Genomic DNA, 24,558 nt, shown 5'->3' on the forward strand with positions numbered 1-24,558 from the left:
AAAAGCTTGTTTTAAGACAGACCCTAATCTTCTCACTTGGGAATTACGGAATATCGTTCCCGCGATCGTAAATCATGTCTTCACCTTCACCACGGGTCGTCTCGGCTTGAATGGTCACGTGGCACATGTGGTACTTTTTTTCCATCAAGTCGTCAATCTGACTATAAATCTGCTGGGCTTCGCTAATCTTCATATCATGTAAGTTCACATGAGCCGAAAAAATCACGTTATGCTCATCGATCGACCAAGCGTGAACGTGGTGAACGCCCAAAATGCCGTTGATTTGCAACAGGTCATGTTTGATGGCCTGATAATCAATGACTGGCGCCCCCTGCATCAGGATTCGGTTGGTCTGGCGAATAATCGGAATTGACTCATAAAAAATATAAACCGCGACTAAAATTGTCACAACTGGATCAATCCAAACCCAGCCAAAAATATCAATTAAAATCCCGCCAACAATAATCGCAACCGAAGACAGCGCATCACTCATGATATGTAAGTAAGTCGCCCGCATATTAAGGTTATGCTTGGCGCCGGCATTTAGCAAGAACGCTGACACAAAATTGGCAATTAGCCCCACCACGGCAACGATTAACATCAAGCTGCCATTAATTGATTCCGGGTGAGAAATTCGTTTAACCGCCTCAACCATCAAAAAGAGACAAATCAGACACAACGCAATGGCGTTCAGAAATGCCGCAATAATCTCCGCACGCTTATAGCCGAATGTGTTTCGCTCATTCTGGCGCTTTTGACTAATTTTGTGGGCCCCATAACTGAAGACAATCGAAAACGAATCCCCCAAATTATGAAACGCATCGGAAATCAGCGAAAGACTGCCCGACAAAGCGCCGCCAATAAATTCAGCGATAGTGATTGCAACGTTTAAAATGGTTACGTAAAAGAAGCGCTGGCCACTCATCACGTTACGTTCCGGTTCTTTTTCTGCCACGATCGATCACTCCAATCTAGTAACATTATGGCATTGATCGGGCAATTTTTCCATCCTTAGCAAACTATCTTTTAGGGATACAGAAAAACTGTTGCCAGACCAGGGTCCAGCAACAGCTTTCGAGGGGAACCAGCATCCCTGTTGGTTTTAACTAAATTTTACTTCGTCCATACTCGAAGACTGATCCAATTTTTTAATTGGATACTCAAAGTGCTTAATCGCACGATGAAACTCTTGTGTCACATTACCTGCGTAATCTAACAGTTATACAAACGACAATCTAATTAACACAAAATAAGGGGCTGATTCCTCTCTAGTTTAAGAATATCATCACAAACCAGATTTAACAATCGTTTTGTCTATATATCACAATGTTCAATCAGTTTTTTAACCTCTGAAATCGAGGATCCGTTCTCAATGAAACAGTGAACCAGATCCAACCAGTAAATATCCCGATCGTTAAGGGTGGTCGTACTTGTGAGTTGCTGCTTGCTGGGGACCAATCCCTGTTGAATATAGTTGGCAATGACGTCAGGCGTCACGTTAAACTGACGCGCCGACTCAGTTAATGTCAATTCCATTACCCGTACCTCATCTTCAAAATTTAAGACTATTCTAGCAGGATTTCGAACAATTGCAACCGGTTCCGATTAATTACCTTCAACCATCCGCCAGTTACCCTCTGCCGCCTTGGAAATCATGTTTAAAAAGTGCAGAATAGACGCTGCTTTGTCCTTGTCGTGAGCGGTCAGGCGATTCAATCCTTCCCCGGTGACCATCGGATCACTCAGTGAAAAGTCAGCGCCCTTTTTTTCGCCCTGAGAAAAGGCAATGACCGTATTGCCATCGTCAATTTCGGTCACGATGAAGAACAGGCTGAAGTCGTCATCGTCCTTCATGTAGGCGGGCATTGCCCAGATACCGTCACTGATTTGCAGTAACTCTTCGTTTTCATAACGGTAGTCCTTGTGGTTGGCTTCCGTAACCGGTTTGTCGAGAACAAACAGCATTTGGTTAAAAATTGGGTCACCCAGTTTGATATTATCTTCCATTTTAATTTCCTTTCAAATTTGGCATTCGAAAGTTCATTATAACAAAACAAATCTGGGATGCAATGAGTGACCCGCTCACTTGATATATCTGGTTCTCATGACCCGGCCAAAATACGTGATGAAGCCGGCGGCCAGCCCCCAAGCTATTGATAAAACGGGATAATTTAACGTGAGTAAGAATGAGGAGACCGTCTCGGTTCCCATGGCTAAATTAATGGCAAAATAGATGAAGTAAGCGATTGGCGTGGCCACCACCAAGCTCTTTAAGGCTTGGTAGAATGCCCACCGGTGGTTTTGGCGGGCACCTGCAGCCTTAATTTCAGCATCAAGAAGATGCTTTCTGGAAATTTCAAACACCGTGTACTGCCACACGCCAAGAATCGTGATCAATTCATTGATGACCACCGTCCATACGAAGACGGTCTTCGAAGCCCCAATTGCAAAGCCAAAAATCACGAGGTTGGCAAAGAACGTGTAGGTCCACAGAAAAATAAACGCGTGGTTGCCAATCCGATCAATCTGCTGGCGGGCGTATTCATCCAAGGGCCCCGGAATGCCGTAGAACCACTTAACTAATTGAACATCGATCTGATTATGAAATTTCATTATCATCCAACCTCCCAACAAAAAGGATCCCATCAAACCACTTCAATAATCGCATCACAAGTTTTCCCTTTTTCATTTTAATCACTCGTTTCCTTTGTTTCGATAGCCGTGAACAACGTATTCAAATCCGTGCCCAGGGTTTTCGCCAAATCAATACATAAATTTAAGGATGGATTATACTTATCGTTTTCAATCAAATTGATTGTTTGCCTGGCCACGCCAATCCTTTCGGCCAGGGCAAACTGCGATAGTCCCTGCTTCTTGCGGTATTCTCTTACCCGATTCAAATTGGTCGGCCCTCCTTGTCATATATATGTGACTTTCTTGACACCGTTAATGTACTGCTTTTTGATCAGATTGTCAATTATATATGACATTTCATCCACAAAAAAACGCCGCCATTTCTGGCAGCGTGCTTTCTTAACATTATACGTACATTAACTTGCGATCCAAAACCGGCATCTGCATATGGTGGTATTCATGATCACCAATCATCTGCATACCAACCGTCTTAAATCCCTTTCGCGTGTACAGTTTTTCTGCTTCGGGGTTTTCCAAATCAACGTTGAGCCCAACCACTGATTTGCCATCATTTAATGCCATCCGCGGCACGGCAGCAAGCAGCTTGCTGCCAATTCCACGCCCTTGAAAGTTCGGGTCAACGGCAATCGAATCCAAGTACCATTCATCGGTATTGGTTTCGGAATCAGGAATGTAGGGTTCTTTAAAATCGGCACTTTGCTTTGATAAATTAATCAGCACCCTGTTGATATCGTCCTCATTTTCGCTGGGGTATCCAAATACCACCCCAACAACTTGGCCATCGGCCTCGGCCACCACCGTGGATGCCTTATCAGACAAGTAAGTCTTCGTCTGGTAAGCCCTAGTGATGACCTTGGCGAGTCCAGGTTCGGGAACGTCTTCTAGTTCATCAAGCTGCATTTCATCAAAAATAATATCAATTAACGGCGCTATCTGGCCGGCGTCGTCCTGCTGTGCTTCTCTAACGGTAATCAAAAAAATCCTCCTAGTCGATTTTATGCTTTCATTGAGTTACATCATAGTTTACAGAATTTTCAGGAGGTTGTCAAAATTGGCATCTGATAAAGGCCTATGATAACAGTTATTGCCGCTAATTTATCAGTGGCAGCGCTACTTAGCCGATGAATCATCAGAACGGGTTTTCACGCTGTCCTCATTATTTTCAGTAAATTCATCCGGATGATTTCGGTGAAGTTCATCCAGCTCATTTCTGATCTGACCCAGAATTTCAATTTCCAATTTCTGGATTTCCAGCGTATGGGGCAGTTGGTTTTGCGTCAAATTGTCCAGCTTGGCGTGAAGAATTCGCAGTTCGTGTTCTGATTTCAAGTTCACGTGATAGTCATTTTCCGAATTCATCCGGTCCCGGTCGGCCGCCCGGTTTTGGCTCATCATGATAATGGGTGCCTGAATCGCCGCAATACAACTTAGGGCAAGGTTTAAGAGGATGAAGGGAAACGGATCAAATCGAATGCCAAATAATCCGGCCCCGTTAACGCACATCCACGCGATTAAAACGAACGTAAAGATCCCGATAAACCCCCAGCTGCCGCCAAACCTGGCAACGGCATCGGATACTCGTTGGCCCATTGTGAGCGTTTTTTCCAAATTTTCGTTCACGTCGACAATGTCGTAGTCATCGCTTTGCATCGCCCGGGTCAGGCGGCGGTTGATTTTTTGGCCCTGCTTAACGTCGGAGCGAACCATTCCGTCCACGCGCATCAGTTGATATTTTAATAAATCATGGTCACAAATAAAGTCGGTCACCTTGGCCCCCGGATGATCGGCCTTGATTAAATTGCGGGTCGCCGGCTCCAAATCCTTTAAATACCGGCCATCAATCAGCATATGTTCCTGGTGATCAATAAAACAAATTGCAGTTTGCATTTCAGCCATGTTTCCTGGTCCTCCCTAGTTTTCAATGAAGATTTTAAGTGCTTATTTTCAGACGTTCTGTTCAAATTAAAAACGGCTTACCAATATTATATCAGTAAGCCGCCGGTGAATATTCATTTAACTGCCAGTCGATAAAGATCTAGTACGTAGTCAACCAAAAACATCATGCCTTAATTAAATCAGTCTTTGCCTTTGATAGCGCGTCCTTAATTGCCTTGATGTGTTTTTGAGCTTCCTCATCGTTTTGATTTTCCTTCAACCATGAGAGTACGGACACGTTATTCTCCAATTCCGCAATAATTTTTTTGACCGTTTGATCGGTTTCTGCTTCGGTAGACATATCTAGTCTCCTCCTTAATTTGATAACGCTATCATAACGTGAAGGCCTGTAAACATCAACCGGATTGACCACGATTTCATTGAATTCTCATTAATGGTTTGCCAAGAAAAAACTAACCCTATCCTGTAAGCTTCCCACCCTGAGAATACTTACTGCTTTTTAATCTAAAATTGCTGTCATATCACCAGGTAAATCGCTTTGAAAACTGAGGTGGGTTTTCGAAAACGGGTCATTAAAATCAAGCTTTGCCGCATGAAGCGCCTGGCGGGAAATTCCCCGATCCATCGGGCCATGATACAGTTCATCCCCCAATAACGGGTGACCAATTGCCGCAAAGTGAACCCGAATTTGATGAGTTCGCCCGGTATGCAGGGCGACTTCCACCAACGTCCGATCCACCAACGTCCGTTTCACCCAGTACTCAGTGTCGGCTGCGCGGCCGCTTTCGGCAATCACCTGACCGAAGCCGTCGGGATCCTTGGCAATCGGCTTTTGAATCCGGCCGTGCGCCAAAAGACCGGTGCCCGACACAACCGCCAAATACCGTTTATGCAGCTGTTTGGCCGCTAACAGCTCATTAGCCAGGCTATTGGCCAGCCGGTGCTTGGCAATCAGCACTAAGCCACTGGTAAACCGATCCAGTCGGGTAATCACGTGGGGCACCACATTTTTGGCATGAGCCTTGATTAGATGGCCCTTCACCCGATTGACCAGTGTATCGGCTCGATTGGCAGGACCCGGAACCACCGTCAGGCCAGCGGGCTTGTCCACAATTAGCCAATTATCATCTTCGTAAATCACCTTAATGGGCTGGTCACTCACCGCGACGTTTGGATCACTGACCTCATCAGGCAGCTCGATGGTGACTTGATCACCATCCCACAACGTTGGCGTCCCGGTGCTCAATTGACCATTAATCCAGAAATGGCCGGCAACCTTAACTTCCTTATACATCCGGTGACTAATCCCCCGCCCGTTGAGAAATCGTTTTAGTGCGGGTGGTTCACCAGTTTGGCGTGTCCATGTAAATTTCATCGTGAGCCTCTTTTCTCAGTTTTTAAGTCTAACGGGGCACCCCCGGGACAATCAACCGGTGCCCACCAGATTGCCTCCAAGTTGTGACCGTTTATCACATCGAAATATTTAGAATCATATAGTAATGGCATATTCTTTAAAAAATAATATTATTTTTTTATATCGCCAAAACGCTTGTGCACCAATGAATTTGTCAATTTAAGATGTGCAAAATATAGTTTTGTGCGAAATAAGTTGTTGACATCGGTTACATTCCTTGTAGAATGAAGTCATACGTTAGCTTGTGAATCATTTTATTTGTCAAAGGAGAAGATAATATGAAAATTGCTGTTATTGGTTGTACACACGCGGGGACGTTTGCCATCAAGACCATTTTAGCAGAACATCCCGATGCTTCCGTCACGGTTTATGAAAAAAATGATAATATTTCATTCCTTTCATGTGGGATTGCGCTTTACTTAGGTAAACAAGTAAAGGATCCTCAAGGCTTATTCTACTCTAGTCCAGACGAACTGAAAAAGTTGGGCGCCACGGTTAAAATGCAGCACGAAGTCACCAACGTTGATCCGGAAGCCAAGACCATCGAAGTGACCAATTTAAGCGATCATCAGCAGTTTGAAGACTCCTACGATAAATTGGTGGTCACAACCGGTTCATGGCCCGTCATTCCACCAATCAAAGGCGTCGATAACCCCAACGTTTACCTCTGCAAGAACTGGAATCACGCCGAAGAACTGTTCCAGACCGCGCCTTCCAAGAAGCGCATCATGGTCATCGGCGCCGGCTACATTGGTGCTGAACTTGCCGAAGCTTACAGCACAACCGGCCATGAAGTCACCCTGGTTGATGGTGTTGACCGCATCATGAGTAAGTATTTTGACAAGGAATTTACCGACGTTGTCGAAGACGATTACAAAAACCACGGGGTTACGCTTGCCCTTGATCAACAAGTCACAGAAATTTCTGGAACTGATACGGTCACGGTTAAGACAACCAAAGGCACCTATGAGACTGACATGGTCATCATGTGTGTCGGCTTCAAACCGAACACCAGCCTGTTTAAAGGCAAATTAGATATGATCGAAAACGGTGCTTTGATCACAAATGAATATATGCAAACTTCCAATCCCGACATCTATGCGGCTGGCGATAGCGTTGCCGTTCATTACAACCCAACCCACAGTTTGGCCTACATCCCACTGGCAACCAACGCCGTTCGTCAGGGAATTCTCGTTGGCAAGAACATCGAAACGCCGACCGTTAAATACATGGGTACCCAATCATCATCAGGATTAAAGCTTTATGACCGCACGATTGTGTCAACCGGTCTGACAATGGCCGCCGCCAAAGCGAAGGGCGTTAAAGCCGAATCCGTTACGATCACCGATAACTACCGCCCAGAATTTATGCCAAGTACTGAACCGGTCCTGATGAGTTTGGTATTTGATCCGGACACCCGCCAAATCCTTGGGGGCGCCCTGATGAGCACCTACGATGTTTCCCAGTCCGCCAACACGCTGTCTGTCTGCATCCAAAATCAGAATACCATCGACGACTTGGCAATGGTTGATATGTTATTCCAGCCACAGTTTGACCGCCCATTCAACTACCTGAACATTCTGGGTCAAGCTGCTCAAGAACAGGCCGCTAAATTAGCAAGTAAGATGCCTGTCAAATAATCCCCAGTCCCAAAAAGACATTGTTGTGAAGTATCCAACATGCCTCGAGTAAGCGTTGAAAACTAAGTGAACTATTACAAAGTAAGCCTTTGTAAAACGCATACATGTACGTTATAATGTTTACTGCATAGTGATGACGATCTTTTCTAAACCACATTAAGCGTCTCACAAGTGCATGCCGACTCTCAGAAATGAGGGGCGGCTTTTTTGGTGCTTTGGGAAGAAATGAGCAGAATGTTTGAGCTTATGCATTTAGGCATAACTGGCGCTAACCTGCAGGGGGGACCGGTGTAAATCCAAACCCGGATTTCAAGTTCTTTTGTGGGGATTCCTGCTACCTAGACTAAACGTGCTCCGACGACCCTGACCCTTACACATAACGCGCAAAGAACCGTCAATGGACAAAGACCGCCCATCAACGGCTCTTTGCGCGTTATGCACCAGGGTCAACCCGGGTCGAGTCGCACTCTGTAAAATTTACGTAACGCCCCTGTAAAAGTTTCACCAATTTCATTTTCTGCCGCCACTTTCACTGTATTATCAAATAGTACCGTATTATCAGAAATCGTTTGGAGGTCAGAATTTTGAACAAAAGATGAAAACGTTCCGTCGTGTTAGCTTTGGCTTCACTGGGTGTCTTGAGCACCGGTGAACTTTTTAACGCCACCTTCGTGAACGCCGCAACGCATTCCCCGCATATTACCACCAACCAACCCCTCAGCACCGATCCGGCGAAGCGCAACGTGACCTTTACCGGCACGGAGGCCCTTTACAGCAAGCCCAAGATTCGTTCCGGCGCCAAAGTGGTCGTCACCCGGCTCGCCTTAAAAGAACTCGCTAAATCCGACTCATCGGCGGATAATTTTGTCGCCACTCGGGAAGCGATTGCCAGCAACGGGCAAATTTACTATAAGTTGAACTCCTTTAACGGCCAGTATCATGGCTGGATTTACGGCGGCAAAAAAGCCGGGCATTTTGGCGGTGGGATTACGCCCTTTACAACCTTCACTAAAATGGCGCTTCCCGGCGCCCTTTCGAAATATACATTCAACATCGCCGCTCCCGGTCTGAACAACGACGGTAAAAGTGTTACATATCAAGCTCCAATGAACACCGTTTACGGTTCCGGCCGCACCATGGGCGATGCAATCGACTACAAGGACACCGCCTTTCGAATTGATCAGATGGGTACCCGCACCCGCGAAGGCGATACGTGGGTCCACGTCACCAGTACTGATCCCGCTCAAAGCAAAGCGGATGGCTGGATTATGTATAAGGGGCTGTCACAAGCTGAATCAAAAGTTCCGGCCAACGCGCTGCGAATTGACCTGGTTAACAGCAGCGGCCAGCTGATTGCGAACCTCGACTACACCAAGGATGGCGGCCAAACCGGCCAAACAATTGGCTCAGACTATAATTTGAACGGCACTGAATACTGGTTATTAGGCGCAAACGACCAGCAGAAAATCCAGGATGCCGTTCGCAATGCCCTGATCGGCACCGGTTATCAGCTGGACGCTCTAACCGCTAATCAAACCGGTTACCTTGCAGAAGCCACCATTGGCAAAAAAACATCACTTACGGTGACCAAGCAGGATCCGATTGCGACAAACGCGGTTCGCATTAATATCGAGAATGAAAATAATGCCGTCATCGCCTCATTTGATTATCCAAAAGATGGCGGCCAACCCGGTCAGATGCTCGGCACGACGGATAATGGTACCGCCAGCATTGCCGATGGTGATAAGGCGGCCATTCAATCCGGCATCACAACCGCCTTGAAATCCAGCGGTTACAAGTTCACCGACTTAACTGCTGATCAGCTCACGCAGCTCGCTGATGCCAAATTGGGCGGCTCAGTTTACCTCAAGACCACTGCCCGAACCGATACGATCGCTAATAATGCCGTTAGAATCAACTTCGTGGACCCTTCAACCAAAAAGACGGTGGCCACCATTGATTACACCAACACCGATACGGATGATCCGGCACCAAAGGGATCTAATCTAGGTGTCCAATCTGGTGACAGCTGGTCGCTCAAGGCCGATGATAAGACTGCCATTACCGGGCAGGCAAACGCCGCATTGGCAGGTTCCGGTTACGCGTTAACCAACAACCAGTTAACCGATGCTAATCAAGCCACGCTGGGCGCCGCCAAATTTGGTAGCAGTGTCAGCGTTGACGTGACTGCTAATCAGAATCAGCCATCAAAGTAAATGATTATTGAAGGGATGAAATTGAAATGAGAACATCAATCAAACTCATGACGGCACTGTTATTTTCAGTCGTGATTGGATTTGGATTCAGCCAAACAGCTTCAGCGGACGTGATCGACGCTCCCGATCCGGCGAATAACATTCCCCAGGTCAACGCGGGAAACGTGCTCAAGGATTATTCCCAAACAAAACTGAACGCGGTGGATAATCCGACGCTCAAGGGAAATATGGACCGCAAGTATACTGAACGCACCCTGGACGAAAATTCGCCTTCAACGACGGATTCCTACGCCTCGACCCCGGATAGTTCTACGCAAACCACTTTACAGACGAAGCTCTACCTGCCCGATGGTTTCAACGTCACCAACTATCAACACGGAAACTTCCAGAGTATCACCCTGGATGATTCGGGCAACATTTATTTCATCGAATCTAACGGTAGTGACACCAACTTGGGAGTCATTGTGAAATACAATCTTGCCCAGCTGGAAAAACTAGGGGTTGGCAAGGACCCAATGGCGCTCTGGAAAGCCTTCAACTACTTCAATCCATACACCGACGAAGGCGTTTCCCATAATCAACAGTACCAAACCCTTTATGAACAGCTAAAAGCACAGACCAACACCGCCAAACAATTGAAACAACAGATTGGCAAACTTTCAACCAGTAAATCGGACAAGCAAAAGCGAACGACGTTGAATGCAAAATTATCAGCCGTTCAATCCCAGATTGATCAGGTTCAGCAGCAAAATGCCGACCTCTTCAAGTACGCCAAGATTGATCAGGCAGCCCAATTAAGCCCGCAGGTTGATATTGGTCACGGTCAAACCCTGTCGTTTAACCCGGTTAATAAACATCTCTACATCGTCGAAGATAACACCCTGACCGATCTTAGAAACCGGACAGAGAATAACACGGTGCTTGAAATGACCACCAGTAATTTGAAACCAATTCGCCAGTACAATTTCCAAATGTTCCACGGTGATTCGGCTAACCTGCAGCTCCACACCCTGGCTTGGGATAAGCAGGGCAATGCGTATTGGGGTCGAAAAACCGGCCTCGGCTACATGTTCTTCTACGGCCGCATGGACGAACACGACGTTCAGTTCCAAGCCGCGCCATCATACGTGAAGAACCGGGGCGGCTCACCCAACCAGGGGGTCAGTTACAATCCCGCAAGCGATCGGCTTTACTTCGTTTCCGATGATATCCTAACCTCAATTCCCGCCCAACAGGTTCGTGACGGCAGCTTCACTCCGAGCGACATTCACTATGATGCCTTCACATCCAACCGGGAATGCGAAAGCTTGGCATTTGATCAGGACGGTTATGGGTACCTGCTGGTCTTATGGCCGGCTGAAGTTATGAAGTCCAGCACCCCATTAGATTAGCGATTATTACCCATTCCAATGGTCCAAACGGTTATAATGAAGCTAGCTTTAATTTACAGAGGAGGGCGAAATCATGGCAAATCAAAATTTTATCGTCACAACCACTGAACATATTCCGGGCAAGGAATACGAAGTGATTGGGGAAGTCTTCGGGCTAACAACCCAGTCTAAGAACGTGGTCCGCAACATCGGTGCCGGCTTAAAGAACATCGTCGGCGGCGAAATTAAGGACTATACGAAGATGCTCGACGAGGCCCGCAATACATCCGTGGATCGGCTGCGGGAAAACGCCCAGAAACTGGGTGCGGATGCCGTTGTGATGATGCGGTTTGATTCCGGCTCCATTGGCGGCGACATGCAGTCAGTGGCGGCATACGGAACCGCTGTAAAGTATACGAACTAATTTCCCTGAAAGACCTATAATCTAAGAATCGCGCCAATTATTAAACTGATTACAATCAGCTTCTAATTGACGCGATTCTTAGATTTTTTTGTCTTCACATAATAATGCTGAAGCGGCCGGTCTCTCAACCACCGGTTATTTGACGGCTCCGTCTGCGGCGACGGCCACTTCTTGAAGAACGTGTTGAATTAATTGAATGCCTGAAACCAAATCCGCCTCATTCATGACCAATGGCGGTAATAATCGCAGCGTGTTGTGTTCAGCTGGCAGTGCCAACATGCCATGCTTCTGGAGCTCAGCAATGACGTCGGCAACCTTCACATCGGCCGTTAAATGAATACCGATCATCAGGCCCATCCCGGTGACGTCCTTCACGATTGGCAGCGGCGCAATCAGATCCTCGAGTTGCTCAAAGACAACTTGCCCCTTTGCCTGAACCTGCTTCAAAAAGGCCGGGGTTAATTGGGTCAACACGGCTTTGGCCGAAGCCAGCGAGATTTTATTGCCGCCAAAGGTCGTTCCGTGAGAGCCAGGGCCAAACGCTGAAGCCAGCGCCTGCTTACCGAGCATTGCCCCAATTGGGAGTCCATTTCCCAGCGCCTTGGCACAGGTAATGATGTCCGGATCAATCCCAAACTGTTGAAAAGCAAATTTCGACCCGGTCCGGCCGATCCCGGTTTGAACCTCATCAACGATCAGTAAAGTACCGGATTCATGACACTGCTTGGCAACTGCCTGCAGCCAAGCTTTATTGGCCGGAACAACGCCGCCCTCACCCTGAATCACTTCAAGAATCACCGCCGCGTAGTCGCTGGTGATTTGGCCAATCGCACCATCGTCATTATAGGTCGCAAAGTCCACACCTGGTACCAACGGGGCAAATCCGGCCTGAATGTCGGGATTGCCGGTTAACGACATCGATCCGTATGTCCGCCCGTGAAAGCCATTCTTAAAAGCGAGAATCTTGGCTTTTCCGGTTGCCTTGCGGGTGAGCTTAAAGGCCGCTTCGTTAGCTTCAGTTCCGGAATTACAGAAGAACGCCAGCATCCCTTCCGGGGCCAACATTTCTGCGACTTGATCCTGAAGCTTGCTGGGATAAAGGTTGGACGTGTGCCAAATTTTACCCAGTTGGGTTTGCACACTCTGCTCAATCAGATCATTACTGTAGCCGAAGCTGCAAACGCCAATCCCACTGGTGAAATCAACGTAGGTTTTCCCCGTCTCGTCGGTCAGATGCCAGTCGTGGCCGCTGACCGGTTCCATAGGATACTGCTTGTAGGTTGGAAAAATATGGTTCATCATGTTCGTTCACGCTCCTAGCTAATCAATTGATTATTCAATAATTTAGTTCCTGAATTCTGCAGCTGATTGGTGATCGTCACCCGGTTCACCCCACTGGCCAACGCATCAAAGGCAGCCTTTAATTTGGGCTGCATGCCAGCGGTGATTAATTTTTTCTGAACCATCTTCGTGGCCCTTTGTTTGGACAAGCTGGTGAGCACCTGATCCTTGACCATGACGCCGGGAACGTCAGTGAGCAGAATGAATTCTTCGGCGTTCAGGTATTTCGCAATCCCGGCAGCCGCAACGTCACCGTTGACGTTCAAAAGGTGACCATCCGGAGTTGCTGCCAGTGGGGCAATAACCCCGATATGGTCGCTTAAAACATCGTCTATGTAAGTCTGGTTAATGGCGGATAACTGCCCCACCTCACCAAACAGTTTCTGGTTTAGATAATCGGCATTCAGGACCGCCTTACCGGCAGCGTTTAGGCCCATTACCGGCAGTCCGGCCGCCGCTAATTTGGCGCACAAATTCGGCTGAACAAGTCCCAGCAAAACTGCCTGAGTCACCTGCAGCGTAGCGGAGTCGGTCACCCGGATGCCATTAATTTTTTTAACGGTTAAACCAAGCTTTTTGCTCCACGTCGAAATCTGGGGCCCGCCACCATGAACAATCAGGATCTGCTTTCCTTCGTCGATCCAGGTATGCAACTGAGAAAAAAAGGCCGGGGTTAAGTTTTGACTGGCGTGGCCGCCGATTTTAATCACAATTTTTTGAGTCATGGGCGAAACCTCCCTTTAGCTTCGATAAGACGCGTTGATTTGGACATATTTATAAGTTAAATCACAGCCCCAAGCAGTTCCGGCCGCGGTGCCGGCATGTAGGTCAACATCAATGGTCACAACATTTTTCTTGAGGGTTGCGGCAACCGCTTCTTCACTGTAATCGGCCGCGAGACTATTCGTGACCATCTGAATCCCGTTAATGGCAACGCCAACGCCGTTCAGATCCACGTGGGCATCGGTTTGGCCAATGGCCTGCATCACCCGGCCCCAGTTGGCATCTTCGCCAAAGATCATGGCTTTGACCAAATTAGATCCAACAATCGCTTTGGCAACCTGCTGGCCCTCATGGTCGTTGTAGGCCCCGGCAACGTTGACTTCGACCAGCTTAGAGGCCCCTTCACCATCCCCGGCGATTTCCTTGGCCAAGTGGGATAAGACCAACTTGAACGCTTTGACAAATGTGGGGTAGTCTTCATGATCGGCGTTGAGCGGCTGATTGCCCGCTTGCCCGTTGGCCATTACGACAACCATGTCATTGGTTGACGTATCCCCATCAACGGTAATTTGGTTAAAGGTCTGGTCAACCGTCGTACTGAGCAAATGCTGGAGCTGATCGCCAGCAATGGCGGCATCGGTTGTCACAAATCCCAGCATTGTTGCCATATTCGGGTGAATCATCCCGGAACCTTTGCAGAAACCGCTGATCGTCACCGGTTGATTGTCAATCAAACACTTTACGGTAATTGTTTTGGCGTGGGTGTCGGTCGTTAAAACCGCCTTGGTGACCCCATCATTCTTTGTCAGTCCCAACTTTGCGATGCCATTGGTGATTTTATCGACCAGGAGAACTTCGCCGATTACCCCAGTTGACGCAACTCCAACCAAATTAGCGGCGATGCCCAGTTTGTCAGCGGCAGCCTGCTGCATCACAGCGGCATCGTGTTCGCCCTGAACACCGGTACAGGAATTGGCATTCCCACTGTTCATGACCACTGCCTGTAATTGATGGGCCAGATTAATCGTCTGCTTGGTCAGAGCCGTTGGCGCCGCCTGAAATTGATTGGTGGTGTAAACACCGGCCGCGTCAGCTGGCGTTTTAGAAACCAGCCAGCCGAAGTCATCAACGTTGGCATCGGCTTTTAAGCCCGCGTGACCCGCGTCGGCATAGAACCCCGCCGGCCATTCAAAGGTACTCACATCAATTGATTCATCGCTCGCAATTTCCATAAAAATCTTCCTCTCTTATATTTCTTCTATATTAATGGATCCTATTTATCAGTTAAATTAATGCCGGCTGTAAGTTAAGCCCAGCGGTTTTCGAAAATCCAAATAATACGTTAAAATTTTGAACGGCTTGGCCAGCGGCACCCTTGAGCATATTATCAATAACGCTATCGACCATCACGAATTGGGTTTCCGGATTGTAAGCAATCCCGATATCACAGTTGTTGGTCCCAACAACCTGTTTGATTGTTGGTAAATCAATCGCGGTGAAATTAATAAATGGCTGATCGTCGTATGTGTCGTGGAAAGCGGCCAAAAGCGTTTGTTCGTCAACGCCGGGGTTAACCTGGGCGTATATGGTACTCATAATGCCCCGGGTGACCGGAATCAGCGTGGTCATAAACTGAAGAGTTGTAACGCTCGGGTCCCACTTCTGCAATTCCTGAACAATTTCTGGAATGTGTTGATGGTGATTCGGCTTATAAATCTGCAGGTTGTCATTAGCTTCGGTAAAGTGGGTCGATGCCGATAATTTTTTGCCGGCGCCCGATGTCCCTGATTTAGCATCCACAATGATGCTCTTTACATTAATCAGGTGCTTTTGAACCAGTGGGGCAAGTCCCAGCAAGGTTGCCGTGGCGTAACAGCCGGGGTTGGCCACATACGTTGCGTCCTTCACCGAATCAAATTCCGCTAATCCGTATGTTGCCGCCTGCAATGCGGCCGTTGGGGCTGAAGGCTTGTGGTACCACTTCTCGTAGGCCTGCTCGGTCTTTAAACGCATGTCCCCGGACAAATCAATCACCGGAAAGTGTTTTTCCAGGTATGGCGCGCTGAGTTGCGAGGTCACACCGGATGACGTGGCAAAGAATACAACATCATCAGCCCCCATAATCGTAGTTGGATCGTAGGGAGCAACCACACTTGAATCATTTTTAAAGATTGGGGCCACTTCTGACAGCGGCGCGTTCTTAGAAATTTTGTGATCATAGATATGAACTTGTTCGACATTGGGATGGTTTTTTAATAACTGGTAGAGAATCATCCCGGCGTAACCCGTTACGCCAACTAATGCAGCTTGCATCAAATCACCTCTGTGTTATTCACCGAACGTGAATATTAATGAATTGTGAATAGATTACATCGTTATGAGATAAAATGCAATAGTTTTTAATTATATTCATTAATTTATTTATTTTGATATTTTTATGCAATTTATAACTAGATTTTTGACGATTAGCTACCCGCATCATCGGCTGAATGTTCAATTTACTGATGAATAATAAAATATGATTATGTATAAAAATAACGAGTGCCATTTTGAGCACTCGTTACTTAAATTTGCCGTTATTAGCCTGGCCACCATTTTGTTTCGTGCAATCAAGCCTGGTTATTCAGTCACTTTCTGATCGGCAGTCACTGAAATTTTATCCAGTGCTTGACTCAGATCGGCAATCAGATCATCAGCGTTTTCAACCCCCACTGACACCCGGATGAGATCTGGCGTAATACCAGCTTCCCGTAATTCGGCTTCATTAAGCTGGGCGTGAGTGGTTGATGCCGGATGAATGATCAACGACTTCGCGTCGGCAACGTTAGCCAGCAACGAGAAGAGCTTGAGGTTTTCAATTAACTGCTTGCCGGCCTTTTCGCCGCCCTTTAATCCAAGGGTAAAGATGGAGCCGACGCCCTTTGGGAAGTAGCGTTCTGCCAGCTTATGATACTTGCTGTCGGGTAGACCAGGATAATTGATCCAGGCAACCTTTGGGTGATTATGCAGGAAATTAACAATCTTTTTCGTGTTTTCAACGTGGCGTTCAACCCGCAGTGACAAAGATTCCAAGCCCTGAAGAAGAAGGAATGAGTTGAACGGACTGATTGTGGCCCCCAGGTCCCGCAGTGATTCAGCCCGCACCTTAGTTGTGAACGCACCACCACCCAGATCGGCGAAGACCAGCCCGTTGTACTGGGCATTCGGTTCCGTGAAACCGGGGTATCGCCCGCTGGCTTTCCAATCAAATTGACCGTTTTCAACAATCACGCCGCCCATCGTGGTGCCGTGACCACCAATGAATTTGGTAGCGGAATGAACCACCACGTCGGCACCATGATCAAGCGGCCGAACTAAGTACGGGGTGCCAAATGTATTATCGACAATCAGAATAATGCCGTGTTTATGGGCAATGGCAGCAATCGCTTCAAAGTCCACCAAATTAATGCCCGGGTTGCCGATACTTTCAACGTAGAGGGCCTTAGTATGCTCATTAATCGGCGCTTCGAACTTCTCCGGATCATCCGGGTCGACGAAGTGGGTCTTGATCCCTAACTTAGGAAGGGTCACGTTAAAGAGGTTAAAAGTTCCGCCGTACAAAGTGCTTGCGGAGACAATTTCATCCCCCTTACCGGCAACGTTTAAAATTGCGGCGGTAATCGCAGCCGAACCGGTTGCCAGGGTCACCCCACTGGTACCATTCTCAAGGGCGGCCACCCGTTTATCAACCACGTCAGTTGTCGGGTTGGTTAACCGCGTGTAAATGTTCCCTGGATCAGTTAACCCAAATCGACCAGCGGCCTGCTCGGGATTATCAAACACGTAGGACGTTGTTTGGTAAATCGGTACCGCCCGGGATCCGGTTTCATCAACGGTTTGGCCGGCATGCACCTGTAACGTTTCAAAATGTAAATTCTGGTTATCTTTTTCTTCACTCATATTGAGAGCCCCACTTTCTTGTCTACTAATAAATGCGTCCAATTTTCATATAATTTTTTACTGGCATCCCGCCACGAATAATCAACGCTTCCCCTTACCGGATCCGAAAAATAATTAAGGGGTAACGTGATTGGCAAATTCTTGGCCAGGTCCCGATAATATTCGTTAGCCAGGGTCTTTTCCTGGTATTCCGGGTGCCCAGTGACGTACGTTGTTCGGTATCTGTCTGATGATAGAACGATCGGCCCGGACTGCGGTGCCGTTGCGATCAGCGTCAAATCAGCCGGTAAATGCCGATCATCTAAAATAACCTCGGTATGTCTGGACTGGGGCATTTTCAGAAGCCCCCCGGCGCCAAACCCCCGGGCCAACGGTGACTCATGGTTAACCTGAGTGGCGGTGAAAATGCCAAATAGTTTGTGAGGCAACAGGTGCTTTTGAATGCCAAAGTCGAGAAACAATCCGGCTTGGGCGGCCCAGCATTCATGGAGCTGCTGCTTAACATGGGAATGACCCCACTGAATAATCTGCTTAAGTTCGTCGAAGTAATCAACTTGGTGAAACGCCAGCTTTTCAATCGGGGCCCCGGTAATAATCAAACCGTCATAATAACGATCAGCGATCTGGTTCCAACAAACGTAATCGGCTTCGATGGCGCGGCGAGACGTACCCTTGAATTGATGCGAATACGGATACATGAATGTGAGCGTGACGTCGGTATCCAACCGGTTAAAGTTTGTGAGGAACTGATACTCGGTATCCCGTTTGGTGGGCATTAAATTTAAAACAAGAATCGTTACCGGATTATTTACTTGATGATTCTGCCACTTTTTTTCAGCGTGGAGAAAGCCATTGATTGCGTTTGCTGTCATTACTATCAACTCCTGTTTTTCGTGAGCACAAAATTTAATGCGTTCTTTGTGGGAGCGCGTCGCTCGATTGCCATCTATCAAATTGGCGGTCTGATTCTGACATTTAGAACCAAAAAAATTCGCCCCATAGTCTATCGACTATAGGACGAGTTCTCGTGTTACCACCCTTAATTCATTGCTATTTCACAATAACAACCTCGACGGGTACACAGTGTCTCAACGCCACTTCGCGTATACCCCGCAATGTATCGGTTGCTACCGGATGCGTCAGCCTTTTGACCGGGCACCAGACTCAGAGCTCATGTTCACGTTGCTACAAGCTACTTCTCTCACCATTCGAAGCTCTCTGTTAGGCTCGCGTTTACGCTACTCTTCTCGTCAACGTCTAATGTTTCTTTAATAATTGACACTAACTTTATCATCGTTATTTCAAAATGTCAATGAGATCTTGAACATTTATACCGACTTATTTCTAACTCAACCCGATTCCAAAGCCTGTGGTGGCAAGCGGGAGTGGCCGCCGATTCCTTTGGCCACATTTTTTTAGATTCACCAAATTATTTTTCCCAAAATCCGAATTCCGTGCTTATAATGTTTGTGTACTTTATTTTTAGAAATGCGAGGTTAAGACCATGACTGAAGGAATCACTGAAGACGATCTGATTTCACTGTGCGGAAAGGTCGGCAAAATTCTCCTAACCAGTGGTGCAGAAACCTCGCGGGTTGAAAGCACCGTTGAATATATTGGTAAGGCCGCCCATTATGATATCGTCTGTCACGCCACAATCACCGCCATCTTTGTTGGCACCCATAATCAGTCCCGCACCCATCTGGTGAAGGTCCGCCTAGGCGATTGGAATCTGCAGAAGGTCGACGAAATCAACACCGTTTCCCGAAAATTTGTTGCCGGCGAGATTACTGTCGCCGAACTCAAAGCCGCCATTGAAAAAATCGATCGCAAGGTCATTGATTTCAATTGGCCCCTCAAAATTCTGGGGGCCGGCTTTGTCTCGGTTGCGCCAATGCTGTTGTTCAAGGCAACCTGGGTCGATCTGGGATACGCCTTTTTCGTTGGGATTTTCGGCTACCTCGCCGCGGTATTTTCCGGGGCTCACGTTAAAACGCCCTACGTTTCAGCCGGCTTTGGCGGGTTCGTGGTCGGCCTTCTAGCTGCGGCACTGCAATTGTCAGGGCTCGCCACGAGTGCTGGAAACATTATCGTCAGTGCCCTGATGCCACTAGTCCCGGGGGTTGCAATCACCAACTCCTTTCGCGAAATTATCGATCGCAACACCATTTCGGGCGTCGTTCGCGCTGTCGACGCGGTGATCATTGCCGGTTCAATTGGGGCCGGGGTGGTCATTGGCACATCCCTGATTCAAATTCTTTTTTCGCAGATTGGAGGTTAAATCATGAGAGTCTTAGTGGAATTTATTGTGAGTTTAGCCTCAACGGTGGGCTTTGGTCTCATCACCAACATCCCCCGAAGGTCCCTGCTCCCCGCCGGCATCACGGGCTCCGTTGCGTGGGTTGCTTACTACGTCGTCCTGCAGATCAATCATACGTTAATCCTGCCAAATTTCTGTGCGGCCATCGTCATTGGCATTCTCGGCAATATTTCCGCCGTCCTATTTAAGGTGCCCGTCAACATTATCTACGTTCCCAGCTTAGTGTCACTGGTCCCCGGCGGCATCTTATATTTAGGCATGCGAAGCTTTACGCTCGGCCAGGAAAGCCAGACCACGGTTTACTTGTTCAACACGCTGACAATTGCGATCGCCCTGGCAGTGGGATTCGTGGTTGCCGAAGTCATTTTCTATCGAATTAAACCGATTTTATTTAAGTTATTAAGTCGGGAAAAGGATCAGAATTCATCATCAAACTAATTATTGACACGCAAAGGTGGTTATTTATGCGAAGAATTGGGTTACTCTGTTTGGTGGCTGCGGGTGCTCTGGTGTTTTTCCTCGGCTGGCAGTTTTGGACACTTGATGACCAGGTGCAATCGGCAATCCAAACGCAAGTGGACGCGGCGCTGAAATCGCATCACTCTCGTAAATTAAGAAAGATTTGCGGCGACAAACATACATATCGGTACCTCAGCACGCAAAAACAGGCGACCGTTCATGTGGAAAGTGACAACCAGGGCGGCGGCAACGTTGCGTATTACCGCATGAAGCTCGGCCATCAAGATAATTATGGGGTCGAATTCAAAATCAAAAATGAAGTCTTTTATCAGTTTGGTCCCGCTAAAATCTACTATGTTGCGAACTGGCCGAAGTAAGTTGCCAGAGACTCTGATTTTAAGATTGGCAATCACACGTTCTAACGATAAAAATTTAGCAACAGATCTAGTCTAAAACTCATTCATTTAGCATAGGACTAGATCTTTTTTTGACCGGTTTAATGCCTAATGATTGGTAATGTGAAACTAACTTCACTTTTAGTGATTTGTATGATAATATGTGAAGTGAACTTCACAGTAGATGGGGGATGGCGATTATTTTTGTTAACAATGATGTGTCACAGCACCGCAAACAATCAGGATTGACACAGGAACAACTAGCCGCTGCTGTTGGGGTAACGCGCAGGACAATCATTTCTTTAGAAAAAGGGAAATATACGCCGTCATTACTGTTAGCATTACAGATTGCTCATGAGCTGAAGACAGATATTAATGAGCTATTTTGGTTAGGAGAATGAAGCCCAATCAGTGAGACATCGATGGCTCCCCGCCACTTATTCCGATCTCAATATTTGTCCGTTGTCGATTCCCTTAACAAACAAATTCTGGAGGCGCACTAAGATGAAAAAAGTGATTATTGAACAAATCGGCAACATAATCATGATCGCTCTCGCAACTTGCATGATGGTCTACATGATCGCTCATTCATATTGGCATCCAAACGGTGAATCATCATTTCAATTTGGCATCTATGGAATCTTATTTTTAGCATGGCTAGTCGTTTTCGGGATCGCAAGAGTCGTTTTAGCTCACACCGACCCGTCATTTAATTCTAAAAAAGGTGAACTGAGCGTCGCCGATGAACGCGAGAAAGTAATTTCTCAACACGCGTTACGTTGGACCTACTACACAATTTTCACGTTGTTACTGATTGGATTCATGACAATTCCAATCTTGAGTATTTATTTGAATACACAACCAGTGTTATTTTCACAAATCACTGTCATCGCCATTGGGAGTATCCTCATGGTTGGTTTCGCGACTTATTTAAGTGGTTGGCTTTACTTTGATGTAACAGAATCATGAAACAGCCGGTAAATGACAGCAAAAAAAGTTGGGATAAAATAAATTATCCCAGCTTCTTTTTATTGTATCTAATGCTTATTTGTAAGCTTTAACATACTTCGAATTACCAGTGATAAAACCACCGGCAACGCGATATCTTAAGGCCCCGTGATTTGTCACACTGTTGGCGTGTGAAAAGTCGTAATTCTTCACGCGGATCTTGGTCCCGCGCTTAATGTGCCGCTTGTTTTGGTGAGTTAAGTTAACGGTCTGGTAACGATTGATTGTCTTCTTGACCTTCACGTAATGGACCTGTTTGTGCTTGCCCATCTCGACCAACTTGCGGTTTCCAGTGACGTACTGACCGTTGCTGAGAACGTAGCGGGTGGTCAGGTTGTGCTTGACGAACTTCGTCACGTGCAGAACCGTCCCCTGCTTGTAGTTGCGAACTTTCCCGCTTAAGTTAACGTGCTTGTACGCGTTAACGCCACGAGGGTTAATGACCGTTAACGTCTTGTGCTGACCGTGATAGTAAACCGGACGCACGTAAGCCCATTGAGCTGTGATATAACCAGTCTTATGACGATTCTTCGTCAGGTGGTTCACATCACGGACCTTGTAGCGCAGCTTACCAGTCTTGGAATAGGCATAATCGGTTACGACAAACATTGGCCGGTAAACCCGCGGCTTGCTGACATATCCAGCCAGCCGTTCATTTTGCTTGAAGACGTCGTTCTTATAGAGATAGATTTTCTTCAACGAATAAACGGCTTCACCAATCTTGGCGACCGGCTTGTCACCACTACCGTTGGTGTTGGGTGATGGGGCTGGCGTCGGACTTGGCGTTGGTGTCGGTGTTGGCGTCGGGGTTGGACTTGGCGTTGGGGTTGGACTTGGCGTTGGGGTTGGGGTCGGATTTGGATTTGGCGTCGGGGTTGGCGTTGACCCCGTTTTTTTAACGTATACTTTAAATGTTTGGTCGGCATCCTGCCATTTTTGAGATTCATTTGGCTGAGACTCACCGGTCGGTAAGCTAGATGCAAGTTCATAGTTATCGGGGAGCTGATCCTTATAATCCAGATTAATTGCTTCTCCCGGGGCAGTCGCCTTGGTGGTGATGGTCCCCTGTTGCGTTGTATCTGCCTTGCTTACGATGTTTGGTTGGGGATTTATAACGCGTTGCTTGACCACTTGATTCGTGTCAACATCCACATACGCCACCGTGATTTTCCCAAGGACGTTTAAAACGACTGGTGCTGAAGTGATTGGCATTCCCGCTTGGCTTTCATCCTTAACCACAATCACATTATGGTACTCTCCTGGTTGAACGGTGGCGCTCTGCGTGTTCTTCGTCACATCAATTGTGCCAATTGTTTTACCGGTTTTGGGATCCGTTGCGACAAAATTACCTTGATAGGAAACCGCGGGATCCGATCCCTTATTGTTGTCCCAGAAAAGAGTGGCAAAACTGTAGTTGTACCACCACATCGGGTTATGGGCCATCGGAAACGGATAATTTGTCGCTTCTTGGGGCGTCATATTGATATTTTGAACTACTAAAGCTGGGCTAAACACCGTTTGACCAGCATTGTTATAGAATAAATGGGCCGCATATTTAGACTGCGTGACTAAATTGTTCCCGTCATTAATTGAAACATCACTATTTAAATCGAATGCGTCCTCAGACCCTGAGTTCGCATTAGTTCGAATAACAAAGGCAATACTGTAACTTTTCCCAGCATCGGCAGCGGTAAGCGGATACGTCACTTCGATTTTGCCAGAGTTATCAACCACTTTCCAATCTCCGCTCGCCGGTCCGAGTTTTGCAGCGCTCGAGTCGTACACCTTCAATGAACTAATATCAGAAATTGGATGCTGGTCCCCCGCCGAGATATTCCACGTTAATTGATTCCCCTTAAGTTCGGTTGGCAGGGTTATCATTGCCGTGGCAACCATCGCATTTTGGGTGTAATTATAAACAATACTTTTCTGAACTGAACCTTGGCCCCCATTTCCCGGAATGTCAGCATACCCATTATTATCAAATGGAATATCGTTATCATATCTTCCGATAAGTGGAATCCCCAGGGAATTCCTGAAAATTTGATCACCAATAACGTTGGTGGAAGCACCGCCACCATTATTTGAAGCCTTATTATTAACCGCAAACGACGTATCTAAAATTGTATGCGTCCCATAATCGCTACTCTGTAATTCGGCTTGAACGGCAATTGGTGCGGTTGGCCCATCAGTCCCAATGGAGCTTGAGGGTTTAATTACAAGGGACATTCCGGCTTTGAGGATGCTCTCATAAAACTGATCATCATAATTTGCAGACGGCGTCAGGACAATGTCCGTATAGCCCGACTCAGCATCCGGCTGAATTGCAAAATTAAAAATTGAATCTTTAATACTAGGGTCGGTCGTCGATGAAGCAAACGAAATGTCATTTTTATCGAAACTTGCCTGACCCGAGGTGTCTTGAATTTTAAGAACGATCTTATCATTCTTATTAAAGCCAGAATAATTTTGACTCTTGTTTGAATTAAAAACGAATTTAAACTGAATGCCTTGGTCCGAATTAAGCGGTTCTTGGGGATCAAGATTGGTTGGATTAGTCGTCACTGAAAACGGCGACGAATTACTATCAGCCTTAACGCCCCCCACTTATTGACAGAAACGCGCTCGAACAAGCAATAATTGCGATGAGCACAGCAACCTTAATCCATGTCATAATGAAAAAATGACGATCGTCAACTTTCATATCGTAACCCCTCTTCCTATAAATCGTAATGTCTAAAGTTCCTAAGTTTTATCC

The 24,558-nt window shown here is 47.0% G+C and carries 25 protein-coding genes; 9 read left to right on the top strand and 16 right to left on the bottom strand.

The features are described 5' to 3' along the window. Positions 1-43 precede the first annotated feature (43 nt). The 9 genes from FD47_RS10365 to FD47_RS10400 all read right to left on the bottom strand — a co-directional run bounded on the left by FD47_RS10365 (position 44) and on the right by FD47_RS10400 (position 5,926). Positions 44-925 carry a cation diffusion facilitator family transporter gene (locus FD47_RS10365; protein ID WP_056980650.1) on the bottom strand — a complete coding sequence of 294 codons (882 nt, stop codon included), beginning with the start codon at positions 923-925 and terminating at the stop codon, positions 44-46. A 389-nt stretch (positions 926-1,314) separates the two neighbouring features. Next, the gene (locus FD47_RS10370) at positions 1,315-1,536 is read right to left on the bottom strand and encodes a MerR family transcriptional regulator (protein WP_008215179.1); all 222 of its coding nucleotides are present in this window, start codon (positions 1,534-1,536) and stop codon (positions 1,315-1,317) included. Between the two features lie 69 nt (positions 1,537-1,605). Beyond that, the gene (locus FD47_RS10375; RefSeq protein WP_054736435.1) at positions 1,606-2,007 is read right to left on the bottom strand and encodes a hypothetical protein; all 402 of its coding nucleotides are present in this window, start codon (positions 2,005-2,007) and stop codon (positions 1,606-1,608) included. Positions 2,008-2,082: 75 nt separating this feature from the next. Continuing rightward, complete coding sequence (locus FD47_RS10380) at positions 2,083-2,613, bottom strand: DUF3278 domain-containing protein (RefSeq protein ID WP_054736437.1); 531 nt, start codon at positions 2,611-2,613, stop codon at positions 2,083-2,085. A gap of 77 nt (positions 2,614-2,690) precedes the next feature. Continuing rightward, positions 2,691-2,900 (bottom strand): helix-turn-helix transcriptional regulator, encoded by a 210-nt coding sequence (locus tag FD47_RS10385; protein WP_054736439.1) that lies wholly within the window; start codon positions 2,898-2,900, stop codon positions 2,691-2,693. A gap of 139 nt (positions 2,901-3,039) precedes the next feature. Next, positions 3,040-3,630 (bottom strand): GNAT family N-acetyltransferase, encoded by a 591-nt coding sequence (locus FD47_RS10390; protein WP_008215183.1) that lies wholly within the window; start codon positions 3,628-3,630, stop codon positions 3,040-3,042. A gap of 135 nt (positions 3,631-3,765) precedes the next feature. After that, positions 3,766-4,551: a DUF1003 domain-containing protein gene (locus FD47_RS10395; protein ID WP_008215184.1), complete on the bottom strand. Its 786-nt coding sequence runs from the start codon at positions 4,549-4,551 to the stop codon at positions 3,766-3,768. Between the two features lie 163 nt (positions 4,552-4,714). Then, positions 4,715-4,891, bottom strand: a complete 177-nt coding sequence (locus FD47_RS15665) for a hypothetical protein (RefSeq protein WP_169790563.1) — start codon at positions 4,889-4,891, stop codon at positions 4,715-4,717. Positions 4,892-5,050: 159 nt separating this feature from the next. Continuing rightward, positions 5,051-5,926: an RluA family pseudouridine synthase gene (locus FD47_RS10400; protein WP_054736442.1), complete on the bottom strand. Its 876-nt coding sequence runs from the start codon at positions 5,924-5,926 to the stop codon at positions 5,051-5,053. Positions 5,927-6,243: 317 nt separating this feature from the next. Between FD47_RS10400 and FD47_RS10405 the strand changes: the two genes are divergently transcribed. From FD47_RS10405 to FD47_RS10420, 4 genes are all read left to right on the top strand, one after another. Then, a complete protein-coding gene (locus tag FD47_RS10405) occupies positions 6,244-7,605 on the top strand; it encodes an FAD-dependent oxidoreductase (RefSeq protein WP_056980642.1) in 1,362 nt (453 codons plus the stop codon). A 611-nt stretch (positions 7,606-8,216) separates the two neighbouring features. Beyond that, positions 8,217-9,821: a hypothetical protein gene (locus FD47_RS10410; protein WP_171035043.1), complete on the top strand. Its 1,605-nt coding sequence runs from the start codon at positions 8,217-8,219 to the stop codon at positions 9,819-9,821. A gap of 26 nt (positions 9,822-9,847) precedes the next feature. Then, positions 9,848-11,212 carry a hypothetical protein gene (locus FD47_RS10415; protein ID WP_054735903.1) on the top strand — a complete coding sequence of 455 codons (1,365 nt, stop codon included), beginning with the start codon at positions 9,848-9,850 and terminating at the stop codon, positions 11,210-11,212. A gap of 73 nt (positions 11,213-11,285) precedes the next feature. Then, the gene (locus tag FD47_RS10420; protein WP_056980643.1) at positions 11,286-11,615 is read left to right on the top strand and encodes a heavy metal-binding domain-containing protein; all 330 of its coding nucleotides are present in this window, start codon (positions 11,286-11,288) and stop codon (positions 11,613-11,615) included. Positions 11,616-11,750: 135 nt separating this feature from the next. Here FD47_RS10420 and FD47_RS10425 read toward each other — a convergent pair whose 3' ends face one another. The 6 genes from FD47_RS10425 to FD47_RS10450 form a co-directional block, all read right to left on the bottom strand. Then, positions 11,751-12,914 carry an acetylornithine transaminase gene (locus tag FD47_RS10425; RefSeq protein ID WP_056980651.1) on the bottom strand — a complete coding sequence of 388 codons (1,164 nt, stop codon included), beginning with the start codon at positions 12,912-12,914 and terminating at the stop codon, positions 11,751-11,753. Positions 12,915-12,931: 17 nt separating this feature from the next. Continuing rightward, positions 12,932-13,681: an acetylglutamate kinase gene (gene argB / locus FD47_RS10430; protein WP_054735905.1), complete on the bottom strand. Its 750-nt coding sequence runs from the start codon at positions 13,679-13,681 to the stop codon at positions 12,932-12,934. Positions 13,682-13,696: 15 nt separating this feature from the next. Next, positions 13,697-14,911: a bifunctional glutamate N-acetyltransferase/amino-acid acetyltransferase ArgJ gene (gene argJ, locus FD47_RS10435; RefSeq protein WP_056980644.1), complete on the bottom strand. Its 1,215-nt coding sequence runs from the start codon at positions 14,909-14,911 to the stop codon at positions 13,697-13,699. A 52-nt stretch (positions 14,912-14,963) separates the two neighbouring features. After that, entirely contained in the window at positions 14,964-15,992 is a 1,029-nt protein-coding gene (argC, locus tag FD47_RS10440) for an N-acetyl-gamma-glutamyl-phosphate reductase (protein ID WP_056980645.1), read from the bottom strand. A 306-nt stretch (positions 15,993-16,298) separates the two neighbouring features. Continuing rightward, positions 16,299-17,618, bottom strand: a complete 1,320-nt coding sequence (locus tag FD47_RS10445) for an O-acetylhomoserine aminocarboxypropyltransferase/cysteine synthase family protein (protein WP_056980646.1) — start codon at positions 17,616-17,618, stop codon at positions 16,299-16,301. After that, on the bottom strand, positions 17,615-18,490 hold the full coding sequence (locus tag FD47_RS10450; RefSeq protein ID WP_056980647.1) for a homoserine O-acetyltransferase/O-succinyltransferase family protein: 876 nt from the start codon (positions 18,488-18,490) through the stop codon (positions 17,615-17,617). The genes FD47_RS10445 and FD47_RS10450 overlap by 4 nt, the downstream gene beginning before the upstream one ends. A gap of 632 nt (positions 18,491-19,122) precedes the next feature. Here FD47_RS10450 and FD47_RS10455 point away from each other — a divergent pair. The 5 genes from FD47_RS10455 to FD47_RS10475 all read left to right on the top strand — a co-directional run bounded on the left by FD47_RS10455 (position 19,123) and on the right by FD47_RS10475 (position 21,761). Continuing rightward, complete coding sequence (locus FD47_RS10455) at positions 19,123-19,899, top strand: threonine/serine exporter family protein (RefSeq protein ID WP_056980648.1); 777 nt, start codon at positions 19,123-19,125, stop codon at positions 19,897-19,899. 3 nt (positions 19,900-19,902) lie between these two features. Then, positions 19,903-20,376: a threonine/serine exporter family protein gene (locus FD47_RS10460; RefSeq protein ID WP_054735908.1), complete on the top strand. Its 474-nt coding sequence runs from the start codon at positions 19,903-19,905 to the stop codon at positions 20,374-20,376. A gap of 26 nt (positions 20,377-20,402) precedes the next feature. Continuing rightward, a complete protein-coding gene (locus FD47_RS10465) occupies positions 20,403-20,774 on the top strand; it encodes a hypothetical protein (protein WP_054735911.1) in 372 nt (123 codons plus the stop codon). Positions 20,775-20,983: 209 nt separating this feature from the next. Next, positions 20,984-21,193 carry a helix-turn-helix transcriptional regulator gene (locus FD47_RS10470; RefSeq protein ID WP_054735913.1) on the top strand — a complete coding sequence of 70 codons (210 nt, stop codon included), beginning with the start codon at positions 20,984-20,986 and terminating at the stop codon, positions 21,191-21,193. A 103-nt stretch (positions 21,194-21,296) separates the two neighbouring features. Further along, complete coding sequence (locus FD47_RS10475) at positions 21,297-21,761, top strand: hypothetical protein (protein WP_054735915.1); 465 nt, start codon at positions 21,297-21,299, stop codon at positions 21,759-21,761. Positions 21,762-21,836: 75 nt separating this feature from the next. Here the strand turns inward: FD47_RS10475 and FD47_RS16105 are convergent, their stop codons facing one another. Further along, positions 21,837-24,407: a DUF5776 domain-containing protein gene (locus FD47_RS16105; protein WP_191982197.1), complete on the bottom strand. Its 2,571-nt coding sequence runs from the start codon at positions 24,405-24,407 to the stop codon at positions 21,837-21,839. Positions 24,408-24,558: the final 151 nt, after the last annotated feature.

The sequence above is a fragment of the Lentilactobacillus parafarraginis DSM 18390 = JCM 14109 genome (assembly GCF_001435895.1).
GTDB lineage: Bacteria > Bacillota > Bacilli > Lactobacillales > Lactobacillaceae > Lentilactobacillus > Lentilactobacillus parafarraginis.